Source organism: Halomonas sp. 5021, assembly GCF_036663435.1.
Classification (GTDB): domain Bacteria; phylum Pseudomonadota; class Gammaproteobacteria; order Pseudomonadales; family Halomonadaceae; genus Vreelandella; species Vreelandella janggokensis.
In genome coordinates, this window is record NZ_JAXOVU010000001.1 from 701,323 (window position 1) to 716,398 (window position 15,076).

Genomic DNA, 15,076 nt, shown 5'->3' on the forward strand with positions numbered 1-15,076 from the left:
GTCACAGCTAAACGGGTCGCCCCTAAAGGTGAGCTAGAAAATAACATGGGCGCATCGCGGTTGCGATGCGCCCATAGATGACTACAAACGCGTACAACTTAGTTAACGGCGTCTTTCAATGCTTTACCGGCTTTAAAGCTAGGCACTTTTGCCGCACTGATCTGGATCGGCTGACCTGTTTGTGGGTTACGGCCCGTACGCGCAGCGCGTTCTTTGATTGCGAAGGTACCAAAGCCCACCAGTGAAACACTGTCACCATTTTTTAGGCTATCGGTGACAGACTCCACCATGGCATCCAATGCGCGGGTTGCCGCTGCTTTTGGAATATCTGCAGACGCGGCAATGGCTTCAATCAGCTCAGACTTATTCACACTTCACCCCTTGACTGTTTCAAAAAATGGTTCTAAAGACATGGTCACCGACGGTATCGACGATCAAGGCATAGCAGCGTTTTATAGCAATGCCCTGAAACGCCTGTCAAGCAACCTTGCCTGGATGTGCCCGCCATAAAGGCTTTGGGCAATGATACAAACAAAATGCTATTGGTTTGCCGACGTTGCCTAATGTGTATTGGCGACGGCGGAGTTACCCAACGCTTTATCCGCTTTAGGTAGCGGCGCACCTTCTAGAGGTTCGTCCGCCAACGCCACGGCAAGTACATCGTCAATCCAGCGTACCGGACGAATATCCAGTGCATCCTTGATATTGTCCGGTACCTCCTTGAGATCGCGACGATTTTCTTCCGGAATCAGGACTATCTTTATACCACCACGACGGGCTGCCAGCAATTTCTCCTTTAGCCCACCAATCGGCAATACTTCGCCACGCAGGTTGACTTCACCTGTCATCGCAACCTGACACTTCACTGGCCGTTGGGTATAGGCAGAGACAATCGCCGTTACCATGGCTACCCCGGCACTCGGTCCATCCTTGGGGGTGGCGCCCTCAGGGACGTGAATATGTAGATCTTCTTTCTCGAATCGCTCGGCGTCGATACCGTATGCCTGCGCTCTGGCACGTACCACGGTTTGCGCAGCACTGACGGACTCCTTCATGACATCGCCCAACGAGCCGGTTTTGTTGATTCGCCCTTTGCCTGGCGTCACAACCGATTCGATATTAAGCAACTCACCACCTACAGAGGTCCATGCCAGCCCGGTCACACGGCCCACCTGGTCATCTTCTTCGGCAAGACCATAGCTGTAGCGCCGAACGCCGGCATAGTGCTCGACGTGCTTGGCCGCGAGCAGATCAGGTGGCAATTCGCCATCCTTAACGGCAGAAGGTTCTATACGCTCGCGCAACACTTTCCGGCAGACCTTGGCGATCTGGCGCTCCAGTTCACGCACACCCGCTTCACGGGTGTAATACCGAATAAGCTCCAGCAAGGCCTCATCTTCAACCGCCAGCTCGGCGTTTTTCAAACCATTGGCTTTCAACTGCTTGGGTAGCAAGTAACGCTTGGCGATCGCCAGCTTTTCATTTTCTGTATAGCCAGGAAGACGAATGATTTCCATACGGTCCAGCAAGGGACCCGGAATATTCATCGAATTTGCTGTGCAGATGAACAGCGTTTCGGACAGATCATAATCAAGCTCAAGGTAATGATCGCTGAAGCTGTTGTTCTGCTCAGGATCCAAGACCTCTAACAGCGCAGACGCCGGGTCACCCCGGTGATCCATGCCTAACTTGTCGACTTCGTCGAACAAAAACAAGGGGTTTTTAACACCAGCCCGACTCATGCGTTGCATGAGTTTACCTGGCAACGAACCAATATAGGTTCGGCGATGTCCCCGAATCTCTGATTCATCACGCACGCCGCCCAGAGCAAGGCGCACGTATTTACGATTCGTCGCCCGAGCAATCGATTGACCAAGCGACGTTTTACCCACGCCAGGAGGGCCAACCAGGCACAAAACGGGGCCTTTCATCTTGCGTACACGCTTTTGTACCGCGAGGTATTCAAGGATGCGTGACTTTACCTCTTCCAGACCATAGTGATCTTCATCAAGCACCTGTTGGGCTTTCTGCAAGTCGTGCTTAACACGGGTACGTTTTTTCCACGGCACTGCAACCAGCCAGTCCAGATAAGAACGAACCACGCTGGCTTCAGCAGAGTTGGCCGCCATCATCTTGAGCTTGTTCAGCTCTTGGTTGGCCTTGTCCGCCGCCTCTTTCGGCATGCCGGATGCGGCAATCGCCTGCTCGTATTTTTCCACTTCATTGGGTACATCATCGAGCTCGCCCATCTCTTTCTGGATGGCTTTCATTTGCTCGTTCAGGTAATACTCACGCTGCGTCTTTTCCATCTGCTCTTTGACACGCGTGCGAATACGCTTTTCTACCTGCAAGAGGTCAATTTCAGACTCGATGAGCGCCATCAAATGCTCGATGCGATCACGCACACGATCCATTTCCAGGAGCTCTTGTTTATCGCCGATTTTCAGCGATAAATGCGCACAGATGGTATCCACCAGGCGACTTGGATCCTCAATGCCGGACAACGAGTTGAGGACTTCATTGGGTACTTTTTTGGACAGCTTGACGTACTGTTCAAACTGATTGAGCAGTACGCGAACCAATGCTTCTTGCTCGCGGGTCGTCAGCGGCTGGCTTTCACGGGCCACCAGATAGGCCTGAGTGTAACCATCAGCATGCTCTTCGATGCGACTCACGTCCGCCCGGAAGTTGCCTTCGATCAGCACCTTTACCGTTCCATCAGGCAGCTTCAGGAGCTGCATGATGTCAGCCACCGTCCCCATGGAATAAAGGTCGGCGTTGTCGGGCTCATCTTGAGATGCCTCGCGTTGAGCCACTAGCAGAACGCGTTTGTCAGCCTCCATTGCCGCCTCGAGGGCCTGGATCGACTTTTCACGTCCCACAAAAAGGGGGATCACCATTTGCGGATAAACCACCACATCGCGCAATGGTAACAAGGGTAGACATTGTGTCTGTTCGGCGCTCTGCTGCATCGCAGACGTTCCTCGATAAATCAGATGAGTTCTGGGAAGAGAACTGACTACGTTTAAAGCACGGCCTAAGCACCATGTAGCACTGCGCTACTAATGACAGGGGGCCGCCTAGGCGACCCCCTTGACTGGCGCTAACCGCGAAAGCGATAGAAAGCTAAGGCTCTTCGGTGATGGGTTTAGCCATCGGTACCGTCGACCCGTGCCTCTTCTTGCTGGGAGTAAATCAACAGCGGTTCACTTTCACCGGCGATTACCGAAGCTTCGATCACCACTTTGCTGACGCCTTCCAAAGAAGGTATTTCGTACATGGTATCAAGCAATACGGATTCAAGGATCGACCTCAAGCCACGCGCACCGGTTTTGCGTTCCATCGCTTTTTCCGCAACGGCACGAAGCGCATCATCACGAAACTCAAGCGTTACATTCTCCATTTCAAACAGCTTGGCATACTGCTTGATCAAGGAGTTCTTGGGTTCGGTGAGTATCTCGATCAGCGCTTCTTCAGTGAGCTCGGTAAGCGTGGCGATCACTGGAAGACGACCGACGAACTCAGGAATAAGGCCAAACTTGACCAAGTCATCCGGTTCGACATCGGCAAGCATTTCACCGACACCCCGAGATGATTCCTTGCTCTTAACCGTCGCATTGAAACCGATACCACCCTTTTCAACACGGTCACGGATAACCTTGTCCAGCCCGGCAAATGCCCCACCGACAATAAACAGCATGTTGGCGGTATTGACCTGCACAAACTCCTGCTGGGGATGCTTGCGACCACCCTGCGGAGGAACAGACGCTGTCGTACCTTCAATCAGCTTGAGCAGCGCCTGCTGTACGCCTTCGCCGGAAACGTCACGCGTAATTGAAGGATTGTCCGACTTGCGCGAAATCTTGTCGATTTCGTCAATATAGACGATGCCTCGTTCCGCCTTCTCGACGTCATAGTCACACTTCTGCAGCAGCTTCTGGATGATGTTTTCAACATCTTCACCCACATAGCCCGCTTCCGTCAGCGTGGTGGCATCAGCAATCGTGAACGGCACATTCAGCAATCTCGCCATGGTTTCGGCCAGGAGTGTTTTACCGCTCCCCGTCGGACCAATCAGCAGGATGTTGGATTTTCCGAGCTCGACGTCGCTTTCACGGACTTCAGATTTCAGTCGCTTGTAATGGTTGTACACAGCGACCGACAGGACCATTTTGGCTCGATCCTGTCCGATGACGTAGTCGTCAAGCGTGTAACGTATTTCGCGAGGCGTAGGTAAACGCTCCTCATCGCTCTCGGCATCGGCTTCGAGAACTTCTTCGCGAATGATGTCGTTACACAAGTCGACACACTCATCGCAGATATAGACGGATGGACCTGCAATCAGCTTTCTTACTTCGTTTTGATTCTTGCCACAAAACGAGCAGTAAAGCAGCTTGCCACCTTCGTCTTTGCCTTTGCCGTCGGCCATTCGCGTACCTCTTTCACTGCGGCGGTAAAGACCGCCTTGTAAGCTCGTTGGAAATGCAGTATCCCATCACGCTATCAGGATGTAGGCCGCTTATCCAGCACTGCATCAATCAAGCCATATTCTTGAGCCTGGCTGGAACTCATGAAGTTGTCGCGATCAGTGTCGCGCGCAACAGCCTCAATCTCCTGGCCAGTGTGATGTGCCAGAATCTGATTCAGCTTCTCACGAATACCCAAAATCTCACGGGTGTGGATTTCGATATCCGACGCTTGGCCCTGATAGCCACCCAGCGGCTGATGGATCATCACGCGTGAATTGGGCAGGCAATAGCGCTTGCCTTGGGCACCGGCGGTCAACAACAAAGCACCCATGCTGGCCGCTTGGCCAATACACACTGTCGACACATCGGGTTTCACAAACTGCATGGTGTCGTAGATCGACATACCTGCCGTCACGGATCCACCGGGAGAGTTGATGTAAAGGTGGATGTCCTTGTCGGGGTTTTCAGATTCAAGAAACAGCAGCTGGGCAACGACCAGATTGGCTGTGTAATCTTCGACGGGGCCCACCAAAAAGATAACGCGCTCTTTAAGCAGACGCGAGTATATATCGTAGGATCTTTCCCCTTTGGCGCTTTGCTCCACCACCATGGGCACTAGACCGCCGGCGTTTTGAATATCAAATTCACTCATTTAGGTGATTCCTTGCGTCCGATAAGGGAATGGCGCACCCGGAAAGTGCGCCAGTGTCAGGGAGTTTACGCGTTGGTAGTTTCGTCTTCCTCAGCGCCCTCACCTGCCTCAGCCTGTTGCTGAGCCGCTGCCAGCACTTGCTGGTAGGACATATCAACATCGGCGACGGTTGCTTGCTCAAGCAGCTTATCAACCGCTTTTTCTTCGAGAATGGCAGATTTGACCTGGGTTTTCATCTGCTCGTTGCCCATATAGTAGTCAACGACTTCAGAAGGATCTTGGTACTGCTCCGCCAGTTCTTCAACCTTCGCCTTAATCTCATCGTCTGATGCGTCAAGCTCGTTCGCCTTGATGACCTCGGCGAGTAACAAACCGACCTGAACGCGGCCTTTCGCTTGCTCTTCGAAAAGCTCATTCGGCAATTGACTGACGTCGAAATCTTCACCGAGGCCGAACTGCTGAGCAGCCTGCCGCTTCATGCCGTCAGTCTCTTGTTGCACGAGCGCACTCGGAACAGGGATGTCGTTGGCTTTTTTCAGCGCATCCAGCACCTGCTGCTTGACGCGGTTATCGACCGCCTGTTCTGCTTCACGGGTCATGTTCTTCTTGATTTCAGTGCGGAACTTGGCTTCGTCTCCGCCCTCAACGCCGAAACGCTCGATGAACTCGGCGTCGACTTCCGGCAGCGCCTGGCGGCTGACCTTGTGCACCTTGACCTTGAAGGTGGCTTCCTTACCCGCGAGGTGCTCGGCCTGGTAGTCTTCAGGGAAGGTCACCGTAATGGTTTTGTCGTCACCAACTTTGGCACCGATGAGCTGCTCTTCAAAACCGGGGATGAAGCTATTGGAACCAATCACCAGCTCATGACCTTCAGCACTACCGCCTTCGAACGGCTCGTCGCCAAGGTAGCCCTGGAAGTCGATGGTCACTTGATCGCCGTCTTGCGCAGCAGAATCGACTTCTTCATAGGTCGCATTTTGCTTACGCAGTGTGTCGATCATTTCGTCAACATCAGCATCGGTGACTTCTACTACCGGGCGCTCCACTTCTGTACCCTCAATCGAAGCAAGCTCGACGTCGGGATAGACTTCCATGGTGGCAACAAATTCAAAGTCTTTACCCGCTTCGTTGACGACCGGCTCGATTTGCGGATAGCCCGCCGGGTTAAATCCTTCATCGGTGATTGCACGCACGTAGCGTTCACGCATTACTTCGCCAACAACTTCATTACGCACGCTTTGACCGTAACGCTGACGAACCACGGCCATCGGCACTCGCCCTTGGCGAAAACCATTCAAGCGAACGTTCTTCGCCGTTTCTTTTAAGCGAGTATTGACAGCCTCATCGATTTCGCCAGCAGGCACTTGAATCGTGATGCGGCGCTCAATCTGGGAGGTCGTCTCGACGGAAACTTGCATGAATTGTCCTCTAACGGCTGGGCGTTGTGTTGATTGCTGTAAATAAGTCCAAGGGGCAATTTTAAGAACCCTGGCGCATCGTGGCAAGCGCCATGCTCGCAAGATGGGGGCAGCATCGTGAAAAACAAGGGGATAGTGCTGGTTTCAGAGCCCCTTTGACATCGATTTAGTACCAAGGCGGACAATTTTCATGGCCTGCCGCCTTATTTGGCCACCCACCATAGACTGACAACGTGGGCAACAAGGCCAAAGGTGCTTGCATGGGAAATAAACACCTGCCAGCTCATCCAGTCGGTGAACAGTGCATGCCACGCCCCCATTACCAACACTCCGAGCATCATCATGATGGCAAGACGTTTGAGCATACCAGGAAGCTGCTGTCGACCATCGCGCGGCAGGAGACGCCACTGCACGACGGTAGCCACTAGCACAACCACCAGAGCCAGCAGTATCAACGTCAAGCGGGTTTCGTGGCCACCCGCCATGTAGCGAGGCAAGGTGGCGAGCATCACGACACACAGGCCTAGCGCACTGCTCACTTTATTGGCTGACGTTGCCTCCCCCGGCTGCATCAGCTATTCACCGGCAGTTGCTCAGACGCCAGCCATTCTTCGACCCAGGGTAATGCGGCGTCATCGGCCATAAAGGTTTCCATGGCATCGACTTCCAATCGCTCGCCCAGACGTGTCGCACCAAGATCTGCCAGCAACTCATCCAGACGACGTCCCGCACCACAAAAGGTGTCACCGTAGGAGCTATCACCGAGCGCTATCAGGCCGTAAGACAACGAGGAAAGTGATGGGCTCTGACTCTGAAGGTCGCGAACTAAAGGAACAAAGTTGCCTGGGAAATCACCGCTACCGGTGGTCGATACGCAAAACAACACGAGATCCGGCATCGAATCGGTAATGTCCGCCAGTACTGGCTGTTCCAGGATATCAACCACGTAACCCGCTTCCTCAAATAGCGGCTTGACCTGCTCGGCCACATCCAATGCACCACCGTACATGGTACCTACTGCTATACTTAGACGAGGCATTACGACTCCTCAAACAAGGTAATGTACCGCCGACAAAGAGCCGACTAATACCTGATGAATTTGCTCAAATATTAACATGCCTGCGTGATATGGCGCACCCTCAAGAGAACCTCTACCAGAGTGGACAATATAAAACCCCCATCGACACGGGCAGCGTCAACGGGGGTTAATCAGTGGCTTACAGGGGAAACAGAGCATCTACGTTACTTTATGATGCCGCCCCCCGATAATGCTCGACTTGCTGCTTGAGCTTTTGCCCGGGACGGAAAGTGACAACCCGGCGGGCTGAAATGGGGATTTCCTCACCGGTTTTGGGGTTGCGGCCAGGCCGCTCACGCTTGTCGCGAAGATCAAAATTACCAAAACCCGACAGCTTCACCTGCTCGTTCTCCCTTAGGCAGGCTCGGATCTCCTCGAAGAAAGCCTCAACCATAGCTTTCGCTTCCCGCTTGGAAAACGACAGCTCAGTATGTAAATGCTCCGCCAGCTCTGCTTTGGTTAACGCACCCATGGGAATCCTCCGTGTAGCACAAAGCCGCCAAGCATACGGAACGGACCGCATCTTGGCATTTTTAGCCGCGTAGCTCAGCGCCCAACTCAGCCTGCACCTGCGCCACTATCGACTCTACCAACTGATTGATTTCTTCATCATTAAGCGTGCGCGATGGGTGCTGCCAGGTCAAGCCTAGCGCGATACTTTTATACCCTTCGGCAACGCCTTTACCAGCATAGACATCAAATAGCGTTATGTCTTTCAGGTATTCACCGGCTTTTACCTGCGCACAATCCAGCAATGTCTGCACGGGGCGCTCACTGGGAAGCGTAAACGCTAAATCACGGCGTACTTCTGGAAAGCGTGACAGCGGCTCAAAAGCAGGTACACACCCCTGACTCAAGTGATCCAAACGCACTTCAAATACGACCGCATCAACCTTAAGTCCCAGCGTTGCCCTCACCTGAGGATGCAGGGTACCAATCCAACCCGCCGGCTTGCCTTCAAACAGTACCTGGGCACTCTGACCCGGGTGCAAGGCTGGATGCTCAGCGGGCTCGAACCGCCACGCATCGCGATTGCCGCCCAATGTCAACAAGCTTTCCAGGTCACCTTTGAGGTCATAAAAGTCCACGCCGACCTTCGCGCCGCTCCAGCCTTCTGGGTCGCGGCTGCCGCACACCAGCGCCCCCATCATCGGCACTTGCGATAAAGCATCCAGCTCACCGTTGAAGACCAGCCCCGTCTCAAACAGGCGCACCCGGCTTTGCTGACGGTTAAGGTTGTGCTCCATCGCCCTCACTAATCCCGGCATCAGGCTGGCACGCATCACCGACATATCGGCAGAGATGGGATTGGCAAGAACCGGCGAGACGGCGTCTGGCAGCATGGCCGACTGTAGCTCGGGGGCTACGAAACTATAGGTAATGGCTTCCTGAAATCCCCGCGCCACCATTTGTCGGCACAGTCGCCCGAGGGAAAGCGTGGCTTCATCTGTGGGACGCAGCGAAAGTCGCGCAGCGGGGCGACGAACCGGCAGATTATTATAGCCGTGGATTCGCGCCACTTCTTCAATCAGGTCTTCTTCAATGGAAACATCAAACCGCCAACTGGGTACCTGCACCAGCCAGTTGCCTTCGCTTTCGGTGACGCTGAAACCCAGTCGTTTGAGAATATCGCTGACATCATCGCTGGCCAGACGTTTGGAAAGGGCTTTTTCAAGCCGCTCAACGCGAAGCGTGATGTGCTTGGTGGTCGGCATTGCAGCCTCACTCTTCGCCTCGACAACGGGCCCTGCCTGGCCACCACATATCTCCATGAGCAGGCTTGTCGCACGCTCGATGGCGAGGGGCGTCAGTTCTGGGTCGACACCGCGCTCAAAGCGATGCGAGGCATCGGTGTGCAAACCGTAGGAACGGGCCTGACCGGCAATGGCCACCGGGCTAAAAAAAGCGGCTTCCAGAAAGATCGTCCGTGTTGTTTCGCTGACACCGGACAGCTCGCCCCCCATGATCCCTGCCATCGCCAGCGGACCTGCCTGATCGGCAATTACCAGGGTTTCAGGCCGCAGAGCGATCTCCTGCCCATCCAGCAGGGTTAGGGTTTCACCGGGGTGAGCCATCCTCACGACGATACCGCCGCTGAGGTTTTCCCGGTCAAAGGCGTGCATGGGCTGGCCAAGTTCCAGCATCACATAGTTGGTAATATCAACAACCGGGTCAATCGCACGGATACCGCTGCGACGCAAGCGCTCGACCATCCATAGAGGTGTTTCCGCGCCTGTGTTGACATTGGTGATGACACGGCCCAGATAACGCGGGCATTGTTCCGGCGCTTCCAGGTCGACCGCGAAGGTATCATCGATCTCGGCAGGCACCGTCAGCGCCTCTGGCTCCGTCAGCGTCAGGCGGTTAAGCACCCCCACTTCACGGGCCATGCCTTTAATACTCAGGCAGTCGCCTCGGTTAGGCGTGAGATCGACCTCAATCGTCATGTCATTGAGATGCATATACTCACGAAAATCCATGCCAACAGGCGCTTCGATGGGCAGTTCGAGAATACCGGACGAGGTATCCTCTTCAAGGCCAAGCTCTGAGGCCGAGCAAATCATGCCTTGCGACTCGACACCCCGCAGCTTGGCTTTTTTAATCTTGAAATCACCGGGCAATACACCACCTACCCGGGCAAATGGTACTTTCTGGCCCGCGTCGACATTGGGCGCCCCGCAAACCACCTGTACCGACGAACCACTGCCGTCATCCACTGTGCACACGTTGAGCTTGTCGGCATTGGGATGACTTTCCCTGGTCAACACTTCCGCGACTACCACGGCGCTGAATGATGCTGCCACCGGCTCAACGGCATCGACTTCCAGGCCTGCCATGGTGATCTGGTCGGCGACTGCCTGCGTATCCAGCTGCGGCGAAACCCACTCACGCAGCCACTGTTCTGAAAATTTCATGGTCGTTCCTGTGGTTGGCGAAGGACTTAAGCGAACTGACGCAAGAAGCGCAGATCATTCTCGAAGAAAAGACGCAAGTCGTTGACGCCATATCGAAGCATTGCCAGGCGCTCAGCGCCCATACCGAAGGCAAAGCCCGTAAAACGCTCAGCATCGATACCTGAGTGACGAAAGACTTCGGGATGGACCATGCCGCAGCCCATCACCTCAAGCCAGCCACTGTGTGAACACACACGGCATCCCTCACCGCTACACATGACACATTGAATATCAACTTCCGCTGAAGGTTCTGTAAACGGGAAGTAGGAAGGACGAAAGCGCACCGAGAGATCATCCCGCTCGAAAAATGCCTGCAGAAAATCTTCAATCGTGCCTTTCAAATCCGCAAAGCTGATATCTTCATCCACCAGAAGACCCTCGACCTGATGAAACATCGGCGTGTGGGTCAGGTCCGAATCGCTGCGATAAACGCGCCCTGGGCAAACAATCCGAATAGGCGGTTCAGTGCTTTTCATGGTGCGCACTTGCACTGGCGAGGTATGTGTCCTCAACAAGCGCGTTGCATCAAAGTAAAAAGTGTCGGCCATGCCGCGAGCCGGATGGTGCGAGGGGATATTGAGCGCCTCGAAATTGTGGTAGTCATCTTCAATTTCTGGCCCGACGGCGACGTCATAACCTATGCGGGTAAACAGTCCCTCGATCCGCTCCAGTGTACGGGTCACCGGGTGCAGACCGCCAGCCGACTGCGTGCGACCGGGCAAGGTCACGTCGATACGCTCCGCGGCCAAACGCGCTTCAAGGGCCTCGCTTTCGAGCTGCTGGCGCTTGGTGTCGATTTCTCCCGCCAATGTCTGCTTGGCTTGATTGATACGCTCACCTGCAGCTGGACGCTCTTCGGCGGACAGTTTGCCAAGCCCTTTAAGCAACGTCGTCATTTCGCCCTTTTTGCCTAAATAACGTACGCGCACTTCATCCAATGCAGCGACGCTCTGTGCCGCCTGAATGGCGTCGCGTGCTTCAGATACCAGCGCTGGAAGGTGGTCCATCCTGTTCATCTCCGAATTAAGCGATTTCCATCCCGAGGATGGCGTGTCACGTTGTGATTGAAGAGCGTGACATAAAAACAGGGGAAGAGCGGCTGCTCTTCCCCTGTATGGGTCACACTGAAATGACCGAAACGTTCACTGGCACCACCGGTGCCAATTGAAGCTTATTGGGCAGCCTTGGCTTTTTCCACGATGGCAGCAAATGCCGCTTTTTCATGAACGGCCAGATCCGCCAGCACTTTACGGTCAATTTCAATACCGGCCTTCTTGAGGCCACCAACAAAACGGCTGTATGACATACCGTTCATGCGCGCACCCGCATTGATGCGCTGAATCCACAACGCACGGAATTGACGCTTGCGATTGCGGCGGTCACGGTAGGCATATTGACCGGCTTTGATAACCGCCTGTTTGGCTACACGGAACACACGCGAACGAGCACCATAATAACCTTTGGCCTGCTTCAATACTTTTTTATGGCGACGACGGGCAACTACGCCACGCTTAACACGAGTCATAACACACTCCTGACTTTATGACTGAGGCAAATGCACTCAGTTTAGAAAATTCGACGTTACAGATTCGGCAGCATGCGCTGGATAAGCGCCTTATCAGACGCATGAATCTGTTTCATACCGCGCAGCTGACGCTTACGCTTGGTCGACTTCTTGGTCAGAATGTGGCTACGGAAAGACTGCTTGTGCTTGAAGCCATTGGCTGTCTTCTTGAAGCGCTTTGCAGCACCACTGTTGCTTTTGATTTTCGGCATGAGGAAAACTCCGCTCGATGTTTTTTAGAAAATCCAGGGCCTACTACCTACAGGAGGTAGCCCGTTAACTTCGCCGTTGGATCACTTCTTTTTCGGGGCAAGGATCATGATCATCTGGCGGCCTTCCATTTTTGGAAATGCTTCCACCGTTCCGATCTCTTCCAGGTCTGCCGCAATCCGTTCCATCAGCTTTCGGCCGATATCCTGGTGCGCCATTTCACGACCACGGAAGCGCAATGTGACCTTCCCCTTGTCACCACCTTCAAGAAAGCGCGTCAGGTTTTTCAGCTTGACCTGATAGTCGCCCTCGTCGGTGCCAGGCCGGAATTTAACTTCCTTGACCTGGATTTGCTTCTGCTTCTTCTTCTGAGCCGCTTTTTGCTTTTTCTGCTCAAAAACGAATTTGCCGTAATCCATAATCTTGCAGACGATGGGATCGGCATTCGAAATTTGCACGAGGTCCAAACCGGCAGATTCAGCACGTTCCAACGCTTCGGTGGTGGGCACTACACCCAACTGCTCACCTTCGCTATCGATAAGACGCACTTCTTGCTCGGTAATTCGCTCGTTCATTGGTGGGCGCTTGTCTGCTGGACGCCCGCGCTGGTTGCTTCTCTTGATCGTTCCGTCTCCTTAGGCAATTGACGATGTCGCCAGGGCTGCTCGCTCAGCACTGAAACGTTCGATAAACTCATCGACCGTCATAGTGCCGAGATCTTCGCCGCTGCGAGTTCGCACGGCCACTGAGTCAGCGTCGACTTCCTTATCTCCTACCACCAGGAGATAGGGAACTTTCTGTAACGTATGCTCGCGGATTTTAAAGCCGATTTTCTCGTTCCTCAAGTCCGCTTTTGCTCGCATTGCATTTTTTTGCAAACGTTGCTCTAAAGCAAGGGCATAATCACGCTGTGAATCGGTTATCGTCATCACGCTGACCTGCTGCGGTGCCAGCCATAATGGCATTGCGCCAGCGTAGTGCTCAATCAAAATTCCCAAAAAGCGCTCGAAGGAACCTAATATAGCACGGTGCAGCATCACTGGCGTTTTGCGAGCCCCGTCTTCGGCTACGTATTGCGCTCCAAGCCGACCTGGCAAATTGAAATCGAGTTGTAGCGTACCACATTGCCACACGCGATTCAGGCAATCGCGCAGGGCAAACTCAATCTTCGGACCATAAAAGGCACCTTCACCCGGCTGCAGCTCCCAGTCAAGCCCGGTGGCATTGAGGGCAGCTTCCAATCCTTGCTCAGCCTGATCCCACACATCAGCCTCGCCCAAGAAGTCTTCGGGCCGGGTTGACAGCTTAAGCTCCACATCTTCAAAACCAAGCGTTTTATATACCTGAAGCGTGAGCGCAATGAAGGCTTCCGCTTCCGCCTGAATCTGGCTTTCAGTACAAAAGATGTGCGCGTCGTCCTGCGTAAAGCCGCGTACACGCATCAGGCCATGCAAGGACCCAGACGGCTCGTTGCGATGGCAGCTACCAAATTCTGCCAAGCGTAACGGCAAATCACGGTAGCTCTTGAGCCCCTGATTAAAGACCTGCACATGGCACGGGCAGTTCATGGGCTTGACCGCATATTCGCGCTTTTCCGATTCCGTGGTAAACATCAGTTCATTGTAGTGCCCCCAGTGACCCGACTTCTTCCACAGGGAAAGATCCACGACCTGGGGCGTCTTGATCTCCTGATAACCGTGTTCACGCTGGATCTGGCGCATGTAGTCTTCCAAGGCCTGATACATCGTCCAGCCGTTGGGATGCCAGAACACCATGCCAGGCGCTTCTTCCTGGAGATGAAAAAGATCCATCTTGCGCGCCAGCTTGCGATGGTCCCGTTTCTCAGCTTCTTCCAGCCGTTTTAGATAAGCCTTGAGCTGTTTCTTGTCGCCCCACGCTGTTCCGTAAATCCGCGTCAACATGGGATTCGAGGCATCACCACGCCAGTAAGCCCCCGCCAGCTTGGTCAGCTTGAAGGCTTTGAGGTGACGCGTATTGGGGACATGCGGCCCCCGACACATATCGGTATATTCTTCATGATGATAGAGCCGGATGGTAGCGCCCTCGGGAATATCCCGAACAATTTCCTGCTTATAGGGCTCATCACGATGCAGGAAGGTCAGCATGGCTTGATCACGATCCACGTACTCACGTACGACGTCATATTCGTGATCAATAAGCGCTTTCATACGCGTTTCTATTGCTTCCAGATCATCAGGCGATACCGAGCTGCCAAATTCGATATCGTAATAGAAGCCGTCTTCAATGACCGGACCAATTGCCATCTTGGCATTGGGATATAGCTGCTTGACGGCGTGGCCAATCAAATGCGCAGAGGAATGCCGGATAATATCCAGCCCCTCCGGGTCACGGGCAGTAAGGATGGCCACCTGAGCGTCTTGCTCGATCAGATCAGCAGCATCTACCAGGACGCCGTCGATTTTTCCGGCAACGCAGGCCTTAGCCAAACCAGGGCCAATGGACTCTGCCAGTTGCATAATGGAAAGCGGTTCATCAAATGTTCTCTGACTGCCGTCTGGCAGTGTCACAATGGGCATGCGGATTTTCCTTGAGCGCAGTGGTGATCCATACCAAGGATCACATTTCGCTATCAATGATGTAAAAATAGACTAACGATAACAACGTATAAGGGATAAGACTAACAGATGACGGACTTTGTATAAATAAAAAAGCGGGAGGCTAAAGCCCCCCGCTTACTTCAATTAACGCG

Annotated in this window: 14 protein-coding genes; all 14 read right to left on the bottom strand. The window is 53.7% G+C overall.

The window, feature by feature from the left end:
• Nucleotides 1-98: 98 nt before the first annotated feature.
• Entirely contained in the window at nucleotides 99-371 is a 273-nt protein-coding gene (gene hupB, locus R3F64_RS03440; protein ID WP_066317565.1) for a nucleoid-associated protein HU-beta, read from the bottom strand.
• 189 nt (nucleotides 372-560) lie between these two features.
• A complete protein-coding gene (gene lon / locus R3F64_RS03445) occupies nucleotides 561-2,972 on the bottom strand; it encodes an endopeptidase La (RefSeq protein WP_332609770.1) in 2,412 nt (803 codons plus the stop codon).
• Nucleotides 2,973-3,148: 176 nt separating this feature from the next.
• The gene (clpX, locus tag R3F64_RS03450; protein WP_066317568.1) at nucleotides 3,149-4,429 is read right to left on the bottom strand and encodes an ATP-dependent Clp protease ATP-binding subunit ClpX; all 1,281 of its coding nucleotides are present in this window, start codon (nucleotides 4,427-4,429) and stop codon (nucleotides 3,149-3,151) included.
• A 74-nt stretch (nucleotides 4,430-4,503) separates the two neighbouring features.
• Complete coding sequence (clpP, locus tag R3F64_RS03455; protein ID WP_085918636.1) at nucleotides 4,504-5,121, bottom strand: ATP-dependent Clp endopeptidase proteolytic subunit ClpP; 618 nt, start codon at nucleotides 5,119-5,121, stop codon at nucleotides 4,504-4,506.
• Between the two features lie 65 nt (nucleotides 5,122-5,186).
• Complete coding sequence (gene tig, locus R3F64_RS03460; protein WP_085918637.1) at nucleotides 5,187-6,539, bottom strand: trigger factor; 1,353 nt, start codon at nucleotides 6,537-6,539, stop codon at nucleotides 5,187-5,189.
• A gap of 203 nt (nucleotides 6,540-6,742) precedes the next feature.
• Nucleotides 6,743-7,111: a hypothetical protein gene (locus tag R3F64_RS03465; protein ID WP_233337402.1), complete on the bottom strand. Its 369-nt coding sequence runs from the start codon at nucleotides 7,109-7,111 to the stop codon at nucleotides 6,743-6,745.
• Nucleotides 7,111-7,578, bottom strand: a complete 468-nt coding sequence (locus tag R3F64_RS03470; RefSeq protein ID WP_085918638.1) for a flavodoxin domain-containing protein — start codon at nucleotides 7,576-7,578, stop codon at nucleotides 7,111-7,113. The genes R3F64_RS03465 and R3F64_RS03470 overlap by 1 nt, the downstream gene beginning before the upstream one ends.
• A gap of 208 nt (nucleotides 7,579-7,786) precedes the next feature.
• Complete coding sequence (locus R3F64_RS03475; RefSeq protein WP_085918639.1) at nucleotides 7,787-8,089, bottom strand: integration host factor subunit alpha; 303 nt, start codon at nucleotides 8,087-8,089, stop codon at nucleotides 7,787-7,789.
• Between the two features lie 61 nt (nucleotides 8,090-8,150).
• Nucleotides 8,151-10,532: a phenylalanine--tRNA ligase subunit beta gene (gene pheT, locus R3F64_RS03480; protein WP_332609775.1), complete on the bottom strand. Its 2,382-nt coding sequence runs from the start codon at nucleotides 10,530-10,532 to the stop codon at nucleotides 8,151-8,153.
• Between the two features lie 26 nt (nucleotides 10,533-10,558).
• The gene (pheS, locus tag R3F64_RS03485; RefSeq protein ID WP_085918641.1) at nucleotides 10,559-11,578 is read right to left on the bottom strand and encodes a phenylalanine--tRNA ligase subunit alpha; all 1,020 of its coding nucleotides are present in this window, start codon (nucleotides 11,576-11,578) and stop codon (nucleotides 10,559-10,561) included.
• Nucleotides 11,579-11,742: 164 nt separating this feature from the next.
• Entirely contained in the window at nucleotides 11,743-12,096 is a 354-nt protein-coding gene (gene rplT / locus R3F64_RS03490) for a 50S ribosomal protein L20 (protein WP_066317588.1), read from the bottom strand.
• A 56-nt stretch (nucleotides 12,097-12,152) separates the two neighbouring features.
• A complete protein-coding gene (gene rpmI / locus R3F64_RS03495; protein WP_009724291.1) occupies nucleotides 12,153-12,347 on the bottom strand; it encodes a 50S ribosomal protein L35 in 195 nt (64 codons plus the stop codon).
• Between the two features lie 81 nt (nucleotides 12,348-12,428).
• Nucleotides 12,429-12,920 carry a translation initiation factor IF-3 gene (gene infC / locus R3F64_RS03500; protein ID WP_217808002.1) on the bottom strand — a complete coding sequence of 164 codons (492 nt, stop codon included), beginning with the start codon at nucleotides 12,918-12,920 and terminating at the stop codon, nucleotides 12,429-12,431.
• Nucleotides 12,921-12,980: 60 nt separating this feature from the next.
• Complete coding sequence (gene thrS / locus R3F64_RS03505) at nucleotides 12,981-14,903, bottom strand: threonine--tRNA ligase (RefSeq protein ID WP_199285278.1); 1,923 nt, start codon at nucleotides 14,901-14,903, stop codon at nucleotides 12,981-12,983.
• Nucleotides 14,904-15,076: the final 173 nt, after the last annotated feature.